We start from the raw sequence: 13,467 nt of genomic DNA on the forward strand, positions 1-13,467 counted from the left end.
CGGGGATTTTAGCGGATTGCACGGATTTTATGGGCGATTCCGCTCGGCCGTTGCGCTAGTTGGTGGTGCAAAAATAGCCTGCTCAGCCGGCTTTCTCCGCAGTATAGTTTGCGTTTAGGTTTTGAGGAGGGTAGGCGTAAAGCTATTTTTGTCTCAAAGAATCAGGCCACTACGCTCGGCAACCGTTCACAAAATCTGTGAAATCTGCTGAAACCCTCGTTAATCCGGGGGCAATGCCTATCTTTGTACCGGCGAGTCAGAACGACCAGCTCCTGCTGAACTCCCCCAGGGCCGGAAGGCAGCAAGGGTAGGTGGTTGAGCGGTGCGATTTTGGCTCGCTTTTTTTGTCTTTTCCAGCCGGCCCATAGCCGTGCTTAGTTGCCAGGTTTGGGCAGCTGGCGCGTAGCTTTGGGCCGGTTCTTTTTTTGCTACTGAATGAAGTTTTTTGTTGATACGGCCAATCTAGCCGAAATTCAAGAGGCCGTAGACCTCGGCGTACTTGATGGCGTAACCACCAATCCGTCGCTGATGGCTAAAGAAGGCATCCGGGGTACCGATGCCGTGATGGCTCACTACAAAGCCATCTGTGATATTGTGGACGGCGACGTGTCGGCCGAAGTAATTGCTACCGACTACGAAGGCATCATTCGCGAGGGCGAAGCCCTGGTCGACCTGCACCCCAACATCGTGGTGAAGGTGCCCATGATTAAAGCAGGCATCAAGGCCATTAAATACTTCAGCGACAAAGGTATCCGTACCAATTGCACGCTTATTTTCTCGGCTGGGCAAGCACTGCTGGCAGCTAAAGCGGGCGCCACCTACGTATCACCTTTCGTGGGCCGCCTCGACGATATTGGAGCCGATGGCTTGGGGCTGATTGCCCAGATTATCGAGATTTTTGCTAACTACGGCTACGCCACCGAAGTGCTGGCCGCGAGCGTGCGCCACGTGCCGCACCTCATTCAGTGCGCCGAGCTGGGCGCCGACGTGGTTACCTGCCCGCTCAGCGTTATCACCGGCCTGCTCAGCCACCCACTGACGGACAAGGGTTTGGCTACTTTCTTGGCCGACCACCAGAAGGTAAATGCTTAGAGGAAGTATGAATTAAAAAGAACGTCATGCTGAACGTAGTGAAGCATCTCACGTGCAGCAGTACCTCAATCGTTCAGCGAAGCGAGCGAGATGCTTCACTACGTTCAGCATGACGTTCTTCTCAACTCATAATTCAAAAAGTGTACATTATCAAAGTAAAAGGCAAGGCCAAAATTCCGGATTACATCCAGCTACGCGACGAGCAGTTTGTGCTGATTGCGTATTTCCGGGCCGACCGGCCGCTCAAAGACTTGCACCGCTACGGGCTGGCGGGCAAGGAGGAGCCGCTGGCGGCTATTATTTCGGAGCTGGAATTTGGCAAATTGCGTAAGCTCGAACTGTAAGTTGCTGCTATGACCGAGCTGGTAGTTGAATTGCGCGACGCCACCATCACCCAGGAAGAGCGGGCGGTGCTAGAGCGCGTTTCGTTTGGACTCGAAAAAAGCGAGTTTGTGTACTTGGTGGGGCGCACCGGGGCCGGCAAGTCGTCTTTGCTCAAAACGCTGTATGCCGACTTGCCGCTGCTGGTAGGCACGGGTGAGGTGGCGGGCTACGACCTGGCGCGGCTAGGTGCCGGTAAGGTGCCGTATTTGCGCCGGCGCTTAGGCATTGTTTTTCAAGACTTTCAGCTGCTATCGGACCGCACGGTGGCCGAAAACCTACTATTTGTGCTCAATGCTACCGGTTGGCGGGGTAAGGCCCGCAAGCAGCAGCGCATCAGCGAAGTGCTGATGCAGGTGGGGCTCAGTGGCGTGGGCGGCCGGATGCCGCACCGCCTCTCGGGTGGCGAGCAGCAGCGCGTAGTTATCGCGCGGGCATTGCTGAATGAACCCATTTTGCTGCTGGCCGATGAGCCTACCGGCAACCTCGACCCTGAGGTGTCGGCTGGTATTATGGACCTGTTTGGGCAGATAAATAACGCGGGTACCGCCATTCTTATGGCTACGCATAATTTTCAGCTGCTGGAAAAATACCCGCACCGCGTACTCACTTGCAAAGATGGGCAGCTGCTGGATTCGGCCCGGCCGTAGCGTTTCTCTGCTGCTATGCACGTCGGCCTTTCTGTTCTGATTCCAGTTTTTAACCGCGACGTAACGCGGCTGGTTAGTAGCCTGCGAGGCCAAGTAGCCGACTGGCCGGGCCAGGTAGAAATCGTGCTACTTGACGATAAGTCGGCCGCCGAATACCAGGCAAAAAACCGCTTGTTGGCCCACCAGCCGGGCGTGCGCTACGAAGAGCTGCCGGCCAATATAGGCCGGGCCGCCATCCGCAACCGGCTAGCAGCCAGCGCGAAGAATGAATGGCTGCTGCTGCTCGACAATGACAGCCTGCTACCCGACGGCCAGTTCTTGGCTCGCTATGCGCAAGCCCTGCGGGCGCAGCCTGCCGTGGGCTTATTCATTGGGGGCACTACCTACGAAGCTACACCGCCCGCCGCCCCTGCTTTGTATCTGCGCTGGCTTTATGGCCGGGCCCGCGAGATGCAGCCCGCCGCCGCCCGCCAGCGCGCGCCCGGCAACCAACTTACCATAAACAATGCCTTGCTGGACAAGGCGTTGCTGGCTCAATTCCCATTCGATGAGCGTCTCCGAGATTATGGGCACGAGGATACCCGCTTTGGATTGGCCCTAGCGCAGGCTGGCGTACGCATTCAGCACCTTGAAAACCCTGTGCTGCACGATGGCCTGGAGCCCGCGGCCATATTCCTCGACAAAACACACCAGGCCGTGCGCAACCTCGCCCACATGCTGCGCACCGACGGCCTGGGGACCGATGCACGGCTGGTGCAGTTGGCCTTACGCCTGCGCCGAGCGAGGTTGGCGGGGGTAGGGCGCATTGCGCTGGCAGCTTTAGCGCCCCTACTGCGTCGCCACTTGCTGGCAGCCCGGCCCAGCCTGCGCGCGCTCGATGCGCTAAAGCTGCTGTGGCTGCTGCAAGAACTCTAGGCTGGCCCAAACCCGGCGGGTATCTTTGGCTTTTCGCCTTTTTTGTGTCCGGTCCTACCCCCATTCTCCTGCTCGACCTCGTGGCCGAGCATGCTGCCTACCAGGCCGAGCTAGATGCCGCTTGGCACGCCACAGTGCAGGAAGCCGCCTTTATTCAGGGGCCGGCCGTGGGGCAGTTTGCCGCCGAACTGGGCGCGTACCTGGGGGGGGCGCACGTGGTGCCCTGCGCCAATGGCACCGACGCGCTCACGCTGGCCCTGCTGAGCCTGGCCCTACCCCCCGGTACCGAGGTTATCGTACCAGCTTTCACCTACGTGGCTACGCTGGAGGCGGCGGCGGTGCTGGGCTTGCGGCCGGTGCTGGTCGATGTGCTGCCCGACACCTTTAACATAGACCCAGCCGCCGTGCGGGCGGCACTCAGCCCGCGTACTGGCGCCGTAATAGCGGTACATCTATTTGGGCAATGTGCTGATTTGGAGGCGCTACGCGCGCTATGTGCTGCCGCTGCCGTAGCCCTTATTGAAGACAATGCCCAGGCGCTGGGCGCTACATTCACCTTTGCCAGCGGCGAAATAGCCCATGCTGGAACCGTAGGGGAGGTAGGGACCACCTCCTTTTTTCCGAGTAAAAACCTGGGTTGCCTCGGCGATGGCGGCGCCCTCCTCACCCGCGCTGCGCCGCGCGCGGCACTGCTGCGCCAGCTCGCCAACCACGGCCAAAGCCAGAAATACCACCACCAGCGCATCGGTCTCAACTCGCGCCTCGATACGCTGCAAGCCGCCCTGCTGCGCGTAAAGCTGCGCCATTTGCCGGCGGCCCAAGCCGCTCGCCAAGCGGTAGCTGCTCGCTACGATGCGGTTTTTGCTACCATCGGCGGGCTGCAGATTCCGGCTCGCGACCCGCGCAGTAGCCACGTTTTCCATCAGTATACTATCAAAATACCAGAGGCCGGCCGCCGCGATGCCCTGCAACTGCATCTTAGTCAACATGGTGTATCTAGTGCGATTTATTACCCCTTGGCCGTGCATCAACAAGAAGCTTATACCTTTTTAAACTATAAGCTGGGGCAATTTCCAATTGCTGAGCAGTTGTGCCAGCAGGTATTGGCGCTGCCAGTGCAGCCCGCGCTGACGTTGGCGCAGCAAGAATACACCAGTGCCTGCGTGCGGGCGTTCTTCCCGGCTTAACTTAATACTAGTGAAGTGCCTTTGATTGTTCGCTTCGTCATCTGCGGAATTGGCCACATTGGCCGGCGCCACGCGGCATTAGTGGCGCGGGGCGCCGGCGCCCACTTAGTGGCGTTGGTTGATGTGCGCGAGGAATTGCGGGCGGATTTAGCAGCCGAATTTCCTGGTGTGCCATTCTTTCTTTCGTTGGAAGAATACCTAGCTGCGGGCCCAGCCGCCGACGTGCTCACCGTGGCCACGCCCAATGGCTTGCACGCTCCGCAGGCCGTAGCGGGCCTGCGCCACGGCCTGCACGTGGTGGTCGAAAAGCCCATTGCCCTGCGCAAAATTGACGCCGAGCTCATTGTGCACACGGCGTTGCAAACGGGCCAGCTGGTGTTTGGGGTGATGCAAAACCGCTATTCGCCGCCCGCTGCCTGGCTCAAGCAGGTAGTTGAGGAAGGCCGGCTGGGGCAGGTATTTCTGGTGCAGTTCAACTGCTTTTGGAACCGCGATGCGCGCTACTACCGCCCCGGCGGCTGGAAGGGCACGCAGGCGCTCGATGGCGGCACGCTCTTCACGCAGTTCAGCCACTTTGTAGATTTATTGTACTGGGTGTTTGGTGATATTACTAATATATCGGCTCGTTTTCAAGACTTTACCCATGCAGGTATCACCGAGTTTGAAGACAGTGGCCTCGTCACCTTCGACCTCGTGCGGGGGGGTAGCGGCACGCTCAGCTACAGCACCGCCGTGTGGGACCGCAACCTCGAAAGCTCGCTGCTGGTAGTGGCTGAGCGCGGCTCGCTCAAAATTGGCGGCCAATACCTGGATAAAGTGGAATATTGCCACTTGCAGGACTATGCGCTGCCCGCCCTACCCCCCACCAACCCCGCCAACGACTACGGCCCCTACCAGGGCTCGGCCGCTAACCATGTGCAGGTGATTGACAACGTAGTAGCTACGGTGCAGCGCCGCGAATTTGCCACTACCAATGCGCTGGAAAGCCTGAAGGTGGTGGAAATAATTGAGAGAATTTATGCCCTCCGCTAAGCCGCCCGGGCCTGTTGCGTCCCGCAGGGCGGCTTCCCGGCAATGGCGCCTAGCGTGGCGGCTGCGCGCTTGGCACCGTGTGCTTGTGGGGGGCGGGCTGGCGCTGTTGCTGCTGCCCTACCTGGCCCTGGCTTTCTACAACCAGCCCTACTGGGATGATTACGACTTTGCTGCGTTGGTGGGCCGACTGGGCCAGTGGGGCGCCGAAAAATATATTTATACAACCCACACGGGGCGCTTTTTTACCATTCTTTTGACCCGCCTCAACCCCGTGGCCTACGGCTGGCCGCAGGGAGTGCAACTGTTGTCGTTAGGCTGGTTGGGGGCTACGGGCCTAGCCCAGGCGCTGGCGTTGCGGGTGCTGGCGCGCCAGCGCCTGGGCTGGGGCGCGGCCGGGGCTTGGTCAGTAGCGCTGCTGCTGGGGCATCTTTACGTGATGCCGAGCCCGTACGCAGCTTTCTATTGGTTTTCGAGCGCCGTCGTATACCAGGTGCCTGCTATACTGAGCCTGGTTTTTCCGGTGGCGGTGCTGCAGTCGCTGCGCGCCGGCAGCCGCTGGGGGCGCATTGCCTGGTACACGCTGGCCGTAGGGGCGATGCTGGGCGTGGCGGGCGCGCTCGAATTGTCGCTGCTGCTGCTGGGTTGGGCGCTCGCCTGGCTTTGCTACCTGGCTTACCGCCGGGCCGACCGCCCGGCCCTGCACCGTTGGCTGGGGCTAGCGGGCTTTGCTTTGGTGGCCGGCGTGGTAGTAGCCGCTGCGCCCGGCAACCTGGTGCGAATGCACGAGGAGCACCTGGGGCCCGCCATTCCGCTGTGGAAAGTGCTGGGCCGGGCTGTGGTGCAAACCTATATGTTTTTGACCGAGCCCCGGCAGGTAACGGCCCTGGTAGTGGCGCCCCTGCTACTGGCGCGGCTGGGCTATCGGCTGCGCCACCTACGCCCGACGGGCCTGCGCCTGCCCCTACGCTGGGGCCTCTGCTTCGTGCTAGGAGGGGTAGGGCTGCAAATGCTATTTCTGAGTTTCACTGCCTGGGGCTATCCGGCGGTGCGGGCGCTCAATTTTATGTGGTTTGGGTTGTTTACCAGTTGGTTGGTGGTGCTGTGGGCGGCCCTGCCCGCTGGCCCTAGCTCAACTTGCCAGCTCCTGCTACGGCTGCGGCTGCCGGCGCTGCTCTACGTGCTGGTGCTGGTGGGCGGGGGCCCCGAGCGCGCCGCTTGGCGCGAATGGTTCGAAAACGCCCCCGCTTACCGGCGCCAGCTGGCAGCACGCGACGCAGCCATCCGGCGGGCCCGGCAAGCAGGCGCCCACGAAGTGGCGGTCGAGCCGCTGCAAGGTATTCATCCGCAGTACGTGCTCATTTTAGGCGAAACGCTAAGCGCCCGCGCCAGTGCCAGCTACAACCAGGATGCCGCCCGCTGGTATGGCCTCGACTCGTTGCGCCTCAGCCGGCCCGGCCTTGAGCCCGCCGATGTGCGGGTGCATTAGCCCCGAGAGGTGTAGCATTGCGTTGCCAAAATAATAACTCGCTCGCTCCCATGACTCCTGCCCTACGTTCTCGCTGGCACCAACTTGTGGCCCCGCTGCTGCCCGATTATAGCCGCCGCGAGGCCGAGCTAACCAGGCTGGCCACGGCTTACGAGGCGCCTAGCCGGCACTACCACAACTTGCAGCACCTTGAGAACCTGCTGCATAAAGTGGCCGGTTTTCCGATGCAGGATGCCGTGGTAGTGGAACTGGCCATCTGGTTTCACGATGCAGTGTACCAGGCCCTAAGCGCAGACAATGAGGCTAAAAGTGCCGAGTGGGCCCTGGCTTTTTTGCAAGAAACCAACCTGGAGCCTGCCCGCCGCGAGCGCGTAGCCGACCTCATTCGCCGCACCGCCGACCATACCCAGCCCCAACCGCCCGGCGATGCCGACTTGCTGCTGTTTCTAGACGCGGACCTCAGCATTTTGGGGGCGCCGGAGGCGGCGTATTGGGCCTATGCCCACCAGGTGCGCCGCGAGTATCGCCTAGTGCCCGATTTGCTGTACCGCCCTGGCCGCCGCAAGGTGCTGGCCAAAATGCTGGCCGCGCCCGTCTTATTTCACACGCCTGCTTTGCACGCCGCGCTTGATGCGCCCGCCCGCCGCAACCTGCAAGCCGAGTTGGCCGCCTGGGAGCAGGGCGGCCTACCCCCCGCCTAGCCCCTAAGCCATCACAAAAGCTTCATTTGGCCCTACCTTTGCCTCGTCAAGTCCGGCTTTCTGGCTAGCTTGTTTTTATACCGAGGCGCTGAGAGATAGGCTCTGCGACGCGCCGGCAACCTCCGCTTCTGCGGAACGGTGCCAACCGAACGGCGGCCAAACCATGGTCGCTCCTATAAAAGCCCGTGGCCTTTTCTACGTTTCTACCCAGTGTTTGCCTTCCAACTAGCAGCGCGGTGCGGTGCGCCGGTTTAGCAGGGGTAGGGCGCTGTTGTTGTTGAGCGTGGAGTAGGGTACGGGGCGTTGCTTTTTTCAATTTTTGAGGGTTGACTGCGGATGGTTGGGCGCGCATGCGCACCAACTGGCGGGTCGTTTAGGCGCGGCTGGCAGCAGCCGTGCCACAGCTACAGTATGCTAAAAAAATCATTGGAACTCCTGCGGCAGGAAGCCGCCGAATCGGGCACCGGCACGCTCAAGCGCACGCTCAACGGCGTGAGCCTCATTGCGCTGGGTATTGGCGTCATTATCGGAGCGGGCTTGTTTTCGCTCACCGGCCTGGCGGCCGCCAACCACGCGGGGCCGGCCGTCACGCTCTCGTTTGTGGTGGCGGCGGTGGGCTGTGCCTTTTCGGCGCTGTGCTACGCCGAGTTTGCGGCGCTGGTGCCGGTGGCGGGCTCGGCCTATACCTACTCCTACGCTACCATGGGCGAATTATTCGCCTGGATTATCGGCTGGGACCTCGTGCTCGAATACTCGGTGGGCGCCGCCACGGTGGCCATCAGCTGGTCGCAGTACCTGCTGAAGTTTTTGGAGAAGTACGGCCTGCACCTGCCCGCCCGGCTCGTGCTCTCGCCCTTCGAAACCGCCACCCTGCACGATGGCTCGGTGGTGCACGGCTACCTCAACCTGCCGGCTATGCTGGTGGTGCTCGCCATCACGGCCATCATCATTCGGGGCACGTCGGGCTCGGCGTGGTTTAATGCGCTGGTGGTGGCCCTGAAGGTGGCCGTGGTGCTGGTATTCATTGCGTTGGGTTGGAAATACATCGACCCGGCCAACTACCACCCCTTCATTCCGGCGAACACCGGCAAGTTTGGCGAGTTTGGCTGGAGCGGCATTTTGCGCGGTGCGGGCGTTATTTTCTTCGTCTTTATTGGCTTCGACATCGTGGCCACCATGGCCCAAGAAACCAAAAACCCGCAGCGCAACATGCCCATCGGCATTCTGGGCTCGCTCATCGTCTGCACCATTCTGTTCGTGCTGTTCGGCTACGTGCTCACGGGCCTGGCCAACTATACCGAGTTTAAAAACAGCGCCGCGCCGGTGGCCATTGCCATCGAAAAAACGCCCTACGCCTGGCTCAGCGGCGCCATTATCCTGGCAATTATGGTGGGCTACACGTCCGTGATTCTGGTCGATTTGCTAGGGCAGTCGCGGGTATTTTTCTCGATGTCGAAAGACGGCCTCCTACCCCCCGCTTTCTCCCGCATCCACCCCAAGTTTCGCACGCCGGTGCAGTCCAACTTGCTGCTGGGCGCGTTCATCAGCCTGTTTGCGGGCTTCGTGCCCATCAACGTAGTGGGCGAAATGGTGAGCATCGGCACGCTACTGGCCTTCGTGATGGTGTGCCTGGGTATCCTCATCCTGCGCAAAACCGACCCCGACGCGCCGCGCAGCTTCCGCACGCCGTGGGTGCCGCTGGTGCCCATCCTGGGCATTCTCACCTGCCTGGTAATGATGCTGAGTTTACCCTGGGAAACCTGGCTGCGGCTGGCCGTGTGGCTGGCCATCGGCCTGGCTATTTACTACGGCTACGGTAAAAAACACAGCAAGCTGCGCCAAGCCGCCAAAGGAAAATTAGTGGAATAAAATAGCCGGTTATTCGCCTTTCGGCGAACACTTACGCGCTGGATTACCTTGTATAAAAGCCGCCTCGGTAGTTTGCCAGGGCGGCTTTTTTGTGCAAGCATGACCGAGCCCCTCACCGACCAGCAAACCGACCGCATCATCGAAATGGCCTGGGAAGACCGCACGCCCTTCGAGGCCATATTTGCTCAGTTTGGGCTAAAGGAAAACGACGTAATCCGGCTGATGCGCCGCGAAATGAAGCCTTCCTCCTGGCGCATGTGGCGCGCTCGCGTGCAAGGCCGCGCCACCAAGCATCAAGTAAAAAGCGCCGTTGACGACGCGCGGTTTAAGTCAAATTTGCAGCGCAGCATTACGCACAATAAGATTTCTAAAAGGGGGTAGGAGCGGTAGCTATAAGCCTGTTTGGGGTTTAGCAAAAAACCAAAAAGAACGTCATGCTGAGCTTGTCGAAGCATGACGTTCTTTTTTGCGTTTTATTAAGTTTTCTCTACGTGCTTCTAGGTGAGACCCCGCCGCATCCCACCCCCTGCTTTTTACTTGACCACTAGCTCGGCGGGGGGGCTGTGGCGGCCGTTGGGGGCGATGGCCACGGCCCGCACGGTGAGGCGGCGGCCCAGCGGCACAGCTACCGGCTGGGTGTAGAGGTCGGTGGTTTCGTCGGGCAGCTTGCCATCCAGGGTGTAGTGAATTTGAGCGCCCGGCACCAGCGAGCGCAGCGTGAACACAGCCTTGCCGCCCTGCACTACCTGGCTGGCGCTGTCGAGGCCCAAGGGCTCGGGCACGCGGTAGTTGATTTTGTGGAGGTCGAGGTGGGCGTATTGCTGGCCCAGGCGCGGCAGGAAAGCGGCGTAACTCTTCTGGGCGGCGGGCGTCCAGGCCACTTCGGCCACGGCCAGCAGGCGCGGAAACAGCATGTACTCGGCCTTGGCGGGGGTCGTGATGTACTCGGTCCAGAGGTTGGCCTGCACCCCCAAAATGTGCCGCTGCTGGGCCGGCGTCAGCTCGGCGGGCAGCGGGTTGTAGCTGTACACTTTTTCGAGGGGTAGGAAGCCGCCTATCATTTGGGGCTCGTAGGGGCTGAAAGGGTGGGGGTTCTGGCCGTAGTCGAGGTACACGTGGGTGGTGGGCGTCATCACCACGTCGTGGTCGAGTTTAGCGGCTTCGATGCCGCCTTTTTCGCCGCGCCAACTCATGACGGTGGCGCGGGGCGAAATGCCGCCCTCCAAAATTTCATCCCAGCCGATGAGCTTCTTGCCCTTGCTCGTCAAAAACTGCTCGATGCGGCGGTTGAACCAACCCTGCACCTGCTCCACGTTGGTGTAGCCTTCCTTCTTCATAATATCCTGCACCAGCGCGCTTTCCTTCCAGCGCGTTTTGGGGGCCTCGTCGCCGCCAATGTGCACGTAGCGACCCGGAAAAAGCTGGCTCACTTCAGCCAGCACGTTCTCGAAAAACTGAATGGTGGCCTCGCTCGGGCACACGATGTCCTCGTTCACGCCCCACATCGGCCAGGGCGTGTAGGGGCCGGGCCGGCACGCCAGCTCGGGGTAGGCGGCCAAGATGGCCACCGAGTGGCCCGGCATCTCAATTTCGGGCACAATGGTGACGTAGCGCCGCTGGGCATACGCCACCACCTCCTTAATTTGGGCTTGGGTGTAGAACCCGCCGTAGGGCGTGCCGTCGTACTTAAAATCGGCGGGCGTTTTGAGCAGTGGCTGCGAGCCGATGAGGGTTTCCTGGCGGAAGGCGCTCACCTGCGTCAGCTTGGGGTATTTCTTAATCTCGATGCGCCAGCCCTGGTCGTCGGTCAGGTGCCAGTGGAAGGTATTGAGTTTATAAGCGGCTATAAAATCAATGTATTTCTTGACGAATGACACCGGGAAGAAGTGCCGGCTCACGTCGAGGTGCCCCCCGCGCCAGCCAAAGGCTGGCTGGTCCTGGATGCGCACAAATGGCACGCGCGCGGCGCCGGCCGCGGGCCGCGCCGGCAGCAGCTGCAATAGCGTTTGGGCGCCGTAGAACAAGCCCGCACCGCCCGCCGCCGCAATGCGCGCACCGCTCTTGTCCACCGTTAGCTGGTAGGCTTCGGAGTTAGCCCCGGCGGGCGTGCTCACTAGCCGAATTTGCGCCGTGGCGGCGCTGGTAGTGAGGGTGGCCGTTTTGCCCAGCAGCGCCAGTTGCTCGCGCAGCAGGCCGGCCACGTTCAGCTCGTCCGGGCTTTGGGCATAGATGCGTAAGGTGGCGGGCAGTGCGTACGTGCCTGCCGAGGTCTGCACGCTGCGCGGCAGGGGCACCAGGCCCAAGGAGGGGGTAGGGGGCGCCTGAGCTAGTGCCGAGTAGGTAGCTAGGCTGGCAGCAAAAAGGACGAGGTACTTACCAAGCAAAGGAAATTTGGGGGGCATGAGGTGGGCGCTGGAAAAAAGCGCGGTTAAATGAACCGCAGCGAAGAAATGGCAATTTTAAAAACAAGGACGTCATGCTGCGCTTGCCGCAGCATGACGTCCTTGGTAGTTAGCTAGTTGAAACTAGTCAATACTAAGCAAGCGCCTTACTTATCCCAGTACACGCGGCCCAGCAAGTTGTCGCCGCCCGTAACGGCAGTGCTGGCAGCTTTGTAATTAGTGGGGTTGCTCGTGATTTCGCCGGTGGGGTAGGGGAAGCGGCGCGGAATCTGGCCGTTGGTGGCGTTGTTGGGGTACACTACCGGCGTGAGGGTGGGGTAGCCGGTGCGCCGCCAGTTGCTCCACGCTTCGTAAAAATCAAGCATCGAGCAGGTGAGGGCCCAGTACTGCGTATTAATCTGCTCCAAGCCTTGGGCCGCCGTATAGGGGTGAGCCGCCAGGTAGGCGGTAATGTCGGCTGGGGCCACGGTCATCGTGGCGTCATACTGGCTGAGGTAGCTCATGGCCGACGTGACGCCGGCCGTGTAGTGCTGGGCGGCGCTGCCCAGGTTGAAGCGCTGGGCAGCATCGGCCAGCAGCAGCTCCGACTCGGCATAGGTGAGAATGAACGCGGGGCCAGTCCGCTTAATCATGCCGGGGTTGGGCGAGGAGTAGTCGGGGAAGGTGGTATAGCCCGGCGCCGTCGAGATGTCGTAGGCGGCCCGGCCGCTCAGGTCGCGGCCGTTGGGCATGCCCTTTTGCGCGGCCGCAGTCGTGACGAAGTTGGCGTTCTGCGTTTTAGAACCGTCCGAGAGGTAAAGCTGCGTCACCGCGATTTTAGAAAGGCGCGGGTCGTTGTTGGTTTTCAAGTAGTTAATGAAAGTCTGCGACCACTTCACGTAGTAGTGCTCCTGGCCGCCATCGCCGAGCAGCACCTGGCTGTTGCGGTTTTGGGTGGCGCGGCCGCCGGCCACGTCGAAAAGAACGTAGGCATTGTCGGCGTCGCTAGTCATGGTTTTGCCCTGCACTTGGGTAGCAATGGCCTGCGCCTTAGCGGGGTCTACCTTCAGCAGGCGCATGCCCAGGCGCAGCAGCAGGGTGTTGCTGAAGCGCTGCCACTGCGCGATGTTGCCCTTGTAAAAAACGTCGCCCGAGGCAATGTCGGCGCCTGGGTCGAGGGCAGCCGAGGCCTCGGTCACTTCCTTAATCAGGTCGTTGTAGATGTCCTGCTGCTTGTCGTAAACGGGGGTAATAATGCCCTGGTAGTAGCCCTGGCCGGCCTGCGAGTACGGCGCGTCGCCGTACAGGTCCGTGATGCGCTCCATAATAAGTGCGCGCATGATGCGAGCTATCTGGTGCAGGTTTTTGTACTGCGGCTTGCCGTCGGTGGAAGCCACGAGGTCCGTCACCGATTTCACCTGCTCCGAGTACGCCCGTTCCCAGTAGGCGGCGGTGTAGCCTTCGTTGAGCAGGTACTTATCGCCGGCCCAGTAGCTGATAACCGACGACATGCCCTGCATGAAGGTGGCGCAGTAAATGAGGTTGCCGCGCCAGGTTTCGTAGGCAAAGTCGGTGCTGCCGGTGTAGGTGAGCTGCGACTGCGTGAGCAGGTAGTTGGCATCGAACGAGGCCTGGCTGTAGGTCGTCGGGTTGGTGTTGATTTCCTTAAATCTATCGGTACAGCTGCTGGCCAGCAGCAGGGCCGCGCTGGCGAGCACAGTGGTCTTAGTGAACAGGCTTTTCATATAGCAAGGCATTGAAAATGAACGGAGT

Annotated in this window: 12 protein-coding genes, 1 other RNA gene and 1 riboswitch; of the genes, 11 read left to right on the forward strand and 2 right to left on the reverse strand. The window is 60.7% G+C overall.

The window, feature by feature from the left end:
• The first annotated feature begins 248 nt into the window (after window positions 1-248).
• From ffs to GO988_RS03405, 11 genes are all read left to right on the forward strand, one after another.
• An RNA gene (gene ffs, locus GO988_RS03355) (signal recognition particle sRNA small type) lies at window positions 249-345 on the forward strand.
• Between the two features lie 90 nt (window positions 346-435).
• On the forward strand, window positions 436-1,092 hold the full coding sequence (fsa, locus tag GO988_RS03360; protein WP_157562102.1) for a fructose-6-phosphate aldolase: 657 nt from the start codon (window positions 436-438) through the stop codon (window positions 1,090-1,092).
• A 140-nt stretch (window positions 1,093-1,232) separates the two neighbouring features.
• Window positions 1,233-1,436 carry a fructose-6-phosphate aldolase gene (locus GO988_RS03365; RefSeq protein WP_317164771.1) on the forward strand — a complete coding sequence of 68 codons (204 nt, stop codon included), beginning with the start codon at window positions 1,233-1,235 and terminating at the stop codon, window positions 1,434-1,436.
• 9 nt (window positions 1,437-1,445) lie between these two features.
• Window positions 1,446-2,123, forward strand: coding sequence for a cell division ATP-binding protein FtsE (locus GO988_RS03370; protein WP_157562103.1), 678 nt, complete (start codon window positions 1,446-1,448; stop codon window positions 2,121-2,123).
• A 15-nt stretch (window positions 2,124-2,138) separates the two neighbouring features.
• Window positions 2,139-3,038 carry a glycosyltransferase gene (locus GO988_RS03375; RefSeq protein ID WP_157562104.1) on the forward strand — a complete coding sequence of 300 codons (900 nt, stop codon included), beginning with the start codon at window positions 2,139-2,141 and terminating at the stop codon, window positions 3,036-3,038.
• 44 nt (window positions 3,039-3,082) lie between these two features.
• Window positions 3,083-4,225 (forward strand): DegT/DnrJ/EryC1/StrS family aminotransferase, encoded by a 1,143-nt coding sequence (locus tag GO988_RS03380; RefSeq protein WP_317164772.1) that lies wholly within the window; start codon window positions 3,083-3,085, stop codon window positions 4,223-4,225.
• 15 nt (window positions 4,226-4,240) lie between these two features.
• A complete protein-coding gene (locus tag GO988_RS03385; RefSeq protein ID WP_317164773.1) occupies window positions 4,241-5,257 on the forward strand; it encodes a Gfo/Idh/MocA family protein in 1,017 nt (338 codons plus the stop codon).
• A gap of 79 nt (window positions 5,258-5,336) precedes the next feature.
• Window positions 5,337-6,743, forward strand: a complete 1,407-nt coding sequence (locus GO988_RS03390) for a hypothetical protein (RefSeq protein WP_157562105.1) — start codon at window positions 5,337-5,339, stop codon at window positions 6,741-6,743.
• A gap of 50 nt (window positions 6,744-6,793) precedes the next feature.
• Entirely contained in the window at window positions 6,794-7,444 is a 651-nt protein-coding gene (locus tag GO988_RS03395) for an HD domain-containing protein (protein ID WP_157562106.1), read from the forward strand.
• 72 nt (window positions 7,445-7,516) lie between these two features.
• A riboswitch (SAM riboswitch) is annotated at window positions 7,517-7,626 on the forward strand.
• A gap of 229 nt (window positions 7,627-7,855) precedes the next feature.
• Window positions 7,856-9,313: an amino acid permease gene (locus tag GO988_RS03400; protein ID WP_157562107.1), complete on the forward strand. Its 1,458-nt coding sequence runs from the start codon at window positions 7,856-7,858 to the stop codon at window positions 9,311-9,313.
• 99 nt (window positions 9,314-9,412) lie between these two features.
• Window positions 9,413-9,694, forward strand: a complete 282-nt coding sequence (locus tag GO988_RS03405; protein WP_157562108.1) for a TIGR03643 family protein — start codon at window positions 9,413-9,415, stop codon at window positions 9,692-9,694.
• Window positions 9,695-9,846: 152 nt separating this feature from the next.
• On the opposite strand, the gene GO988_RS03410 is transcribed toward GO988_RS03405, so the two are convergent.
• Together GO988_RS03410 and GO988_RS03415 are read right to left on the reverse strand one after the other, a co-directional pair.
• Entirely contained in the window at window positions 9,847-11,715 is a 1,869-nt protein-coding gene (locus GO988_RS03410) for a beta-N-acetylhexosaminidase (RefSeq protein ID WP_157562109.1), read from the reverse strand.
• 146 nt (window positions 11,716-11,861) lie between these two features.
• Entirely contained in the window at window positions 11,862-13,439 is a 1,578-nt protein-coding gene (locus GO988_RS03415; protein WP_157562110.1) for a SusD/RagB family nutrient-binding outer membrane lipoprotein, read from the reverse strand.
• Window positions 13,440-13,467 lie beyond the last annotated feature (28 nt).

It is taken from the genome of Hymenobacter ginkgonis (genome assembly GCF_009755225.1).
Taxonomy (GTDB): domain Bacteria; phylum Bacteroidota; class Bacteroidia; order Cytophagales; family Hymenobacteraceae; genus Hymenobacter; species Hymenobacter ginkgonis.

Bases quoted from the DNA above. Each gene is read 5' to 3' on its own strand.
- fsa (WP_157562102.1), top strand. From the start codon at position 436: ATGAAGTTTTTTGTTGATACGGCCAATCTAGCCGAAATTCAAGAGGCC.
- GO988_RS03370 (WP_157562103.1), top strand. From the start codon at position 1,446: ATGACCGAGCTGGTAGTTGAATTGCGCGACGCCACCATCACCCAGGAA.
- GO988_RS03375 (WP_157562104.1), top strand. From the start codon at position 2,139: ATGCACGTCGGCCTTTCTGTTCTGATTCCAGTTTTTAACCGCGACGTA.
- GO988_RS03395 (WP_157562106.1), top strand. From the start codon at position 6,794: ATGACTCCTGCCCTACGTTCTCGCTGGCACCAACTTGTGGCCCCGCTG.
- GO988_RS03400 (WP_157562107.1), top strand. From the start codon at position 7,856: ATGCTAAAAAAATCATTGGAACTCCTGCGGCAGGAAGCCGCCGAATCG.
- GO988_RS03405 (WP_157562108.1), top strand. From the start codon at position 9,413: ATGACCGAGCCCCTCACCGACCAGCAAACCGACCGCATCATCGAAATG.
- GO988_RS03410 (WP_157562109.1), bottom strand. From the start codon at position 11,715: ATGCCCCCCAAATTTCCTTTGCTTGGTAAGTACCTCGTCCTTTTTGCT.
- GO988_RS03415 (WP_157562110.1), bottom strand. From the start codon at position 13,439: ATGAAAAGCCTGTTCACTAAGACCACTGTGCTCGCCAGCGCGGCCCTG.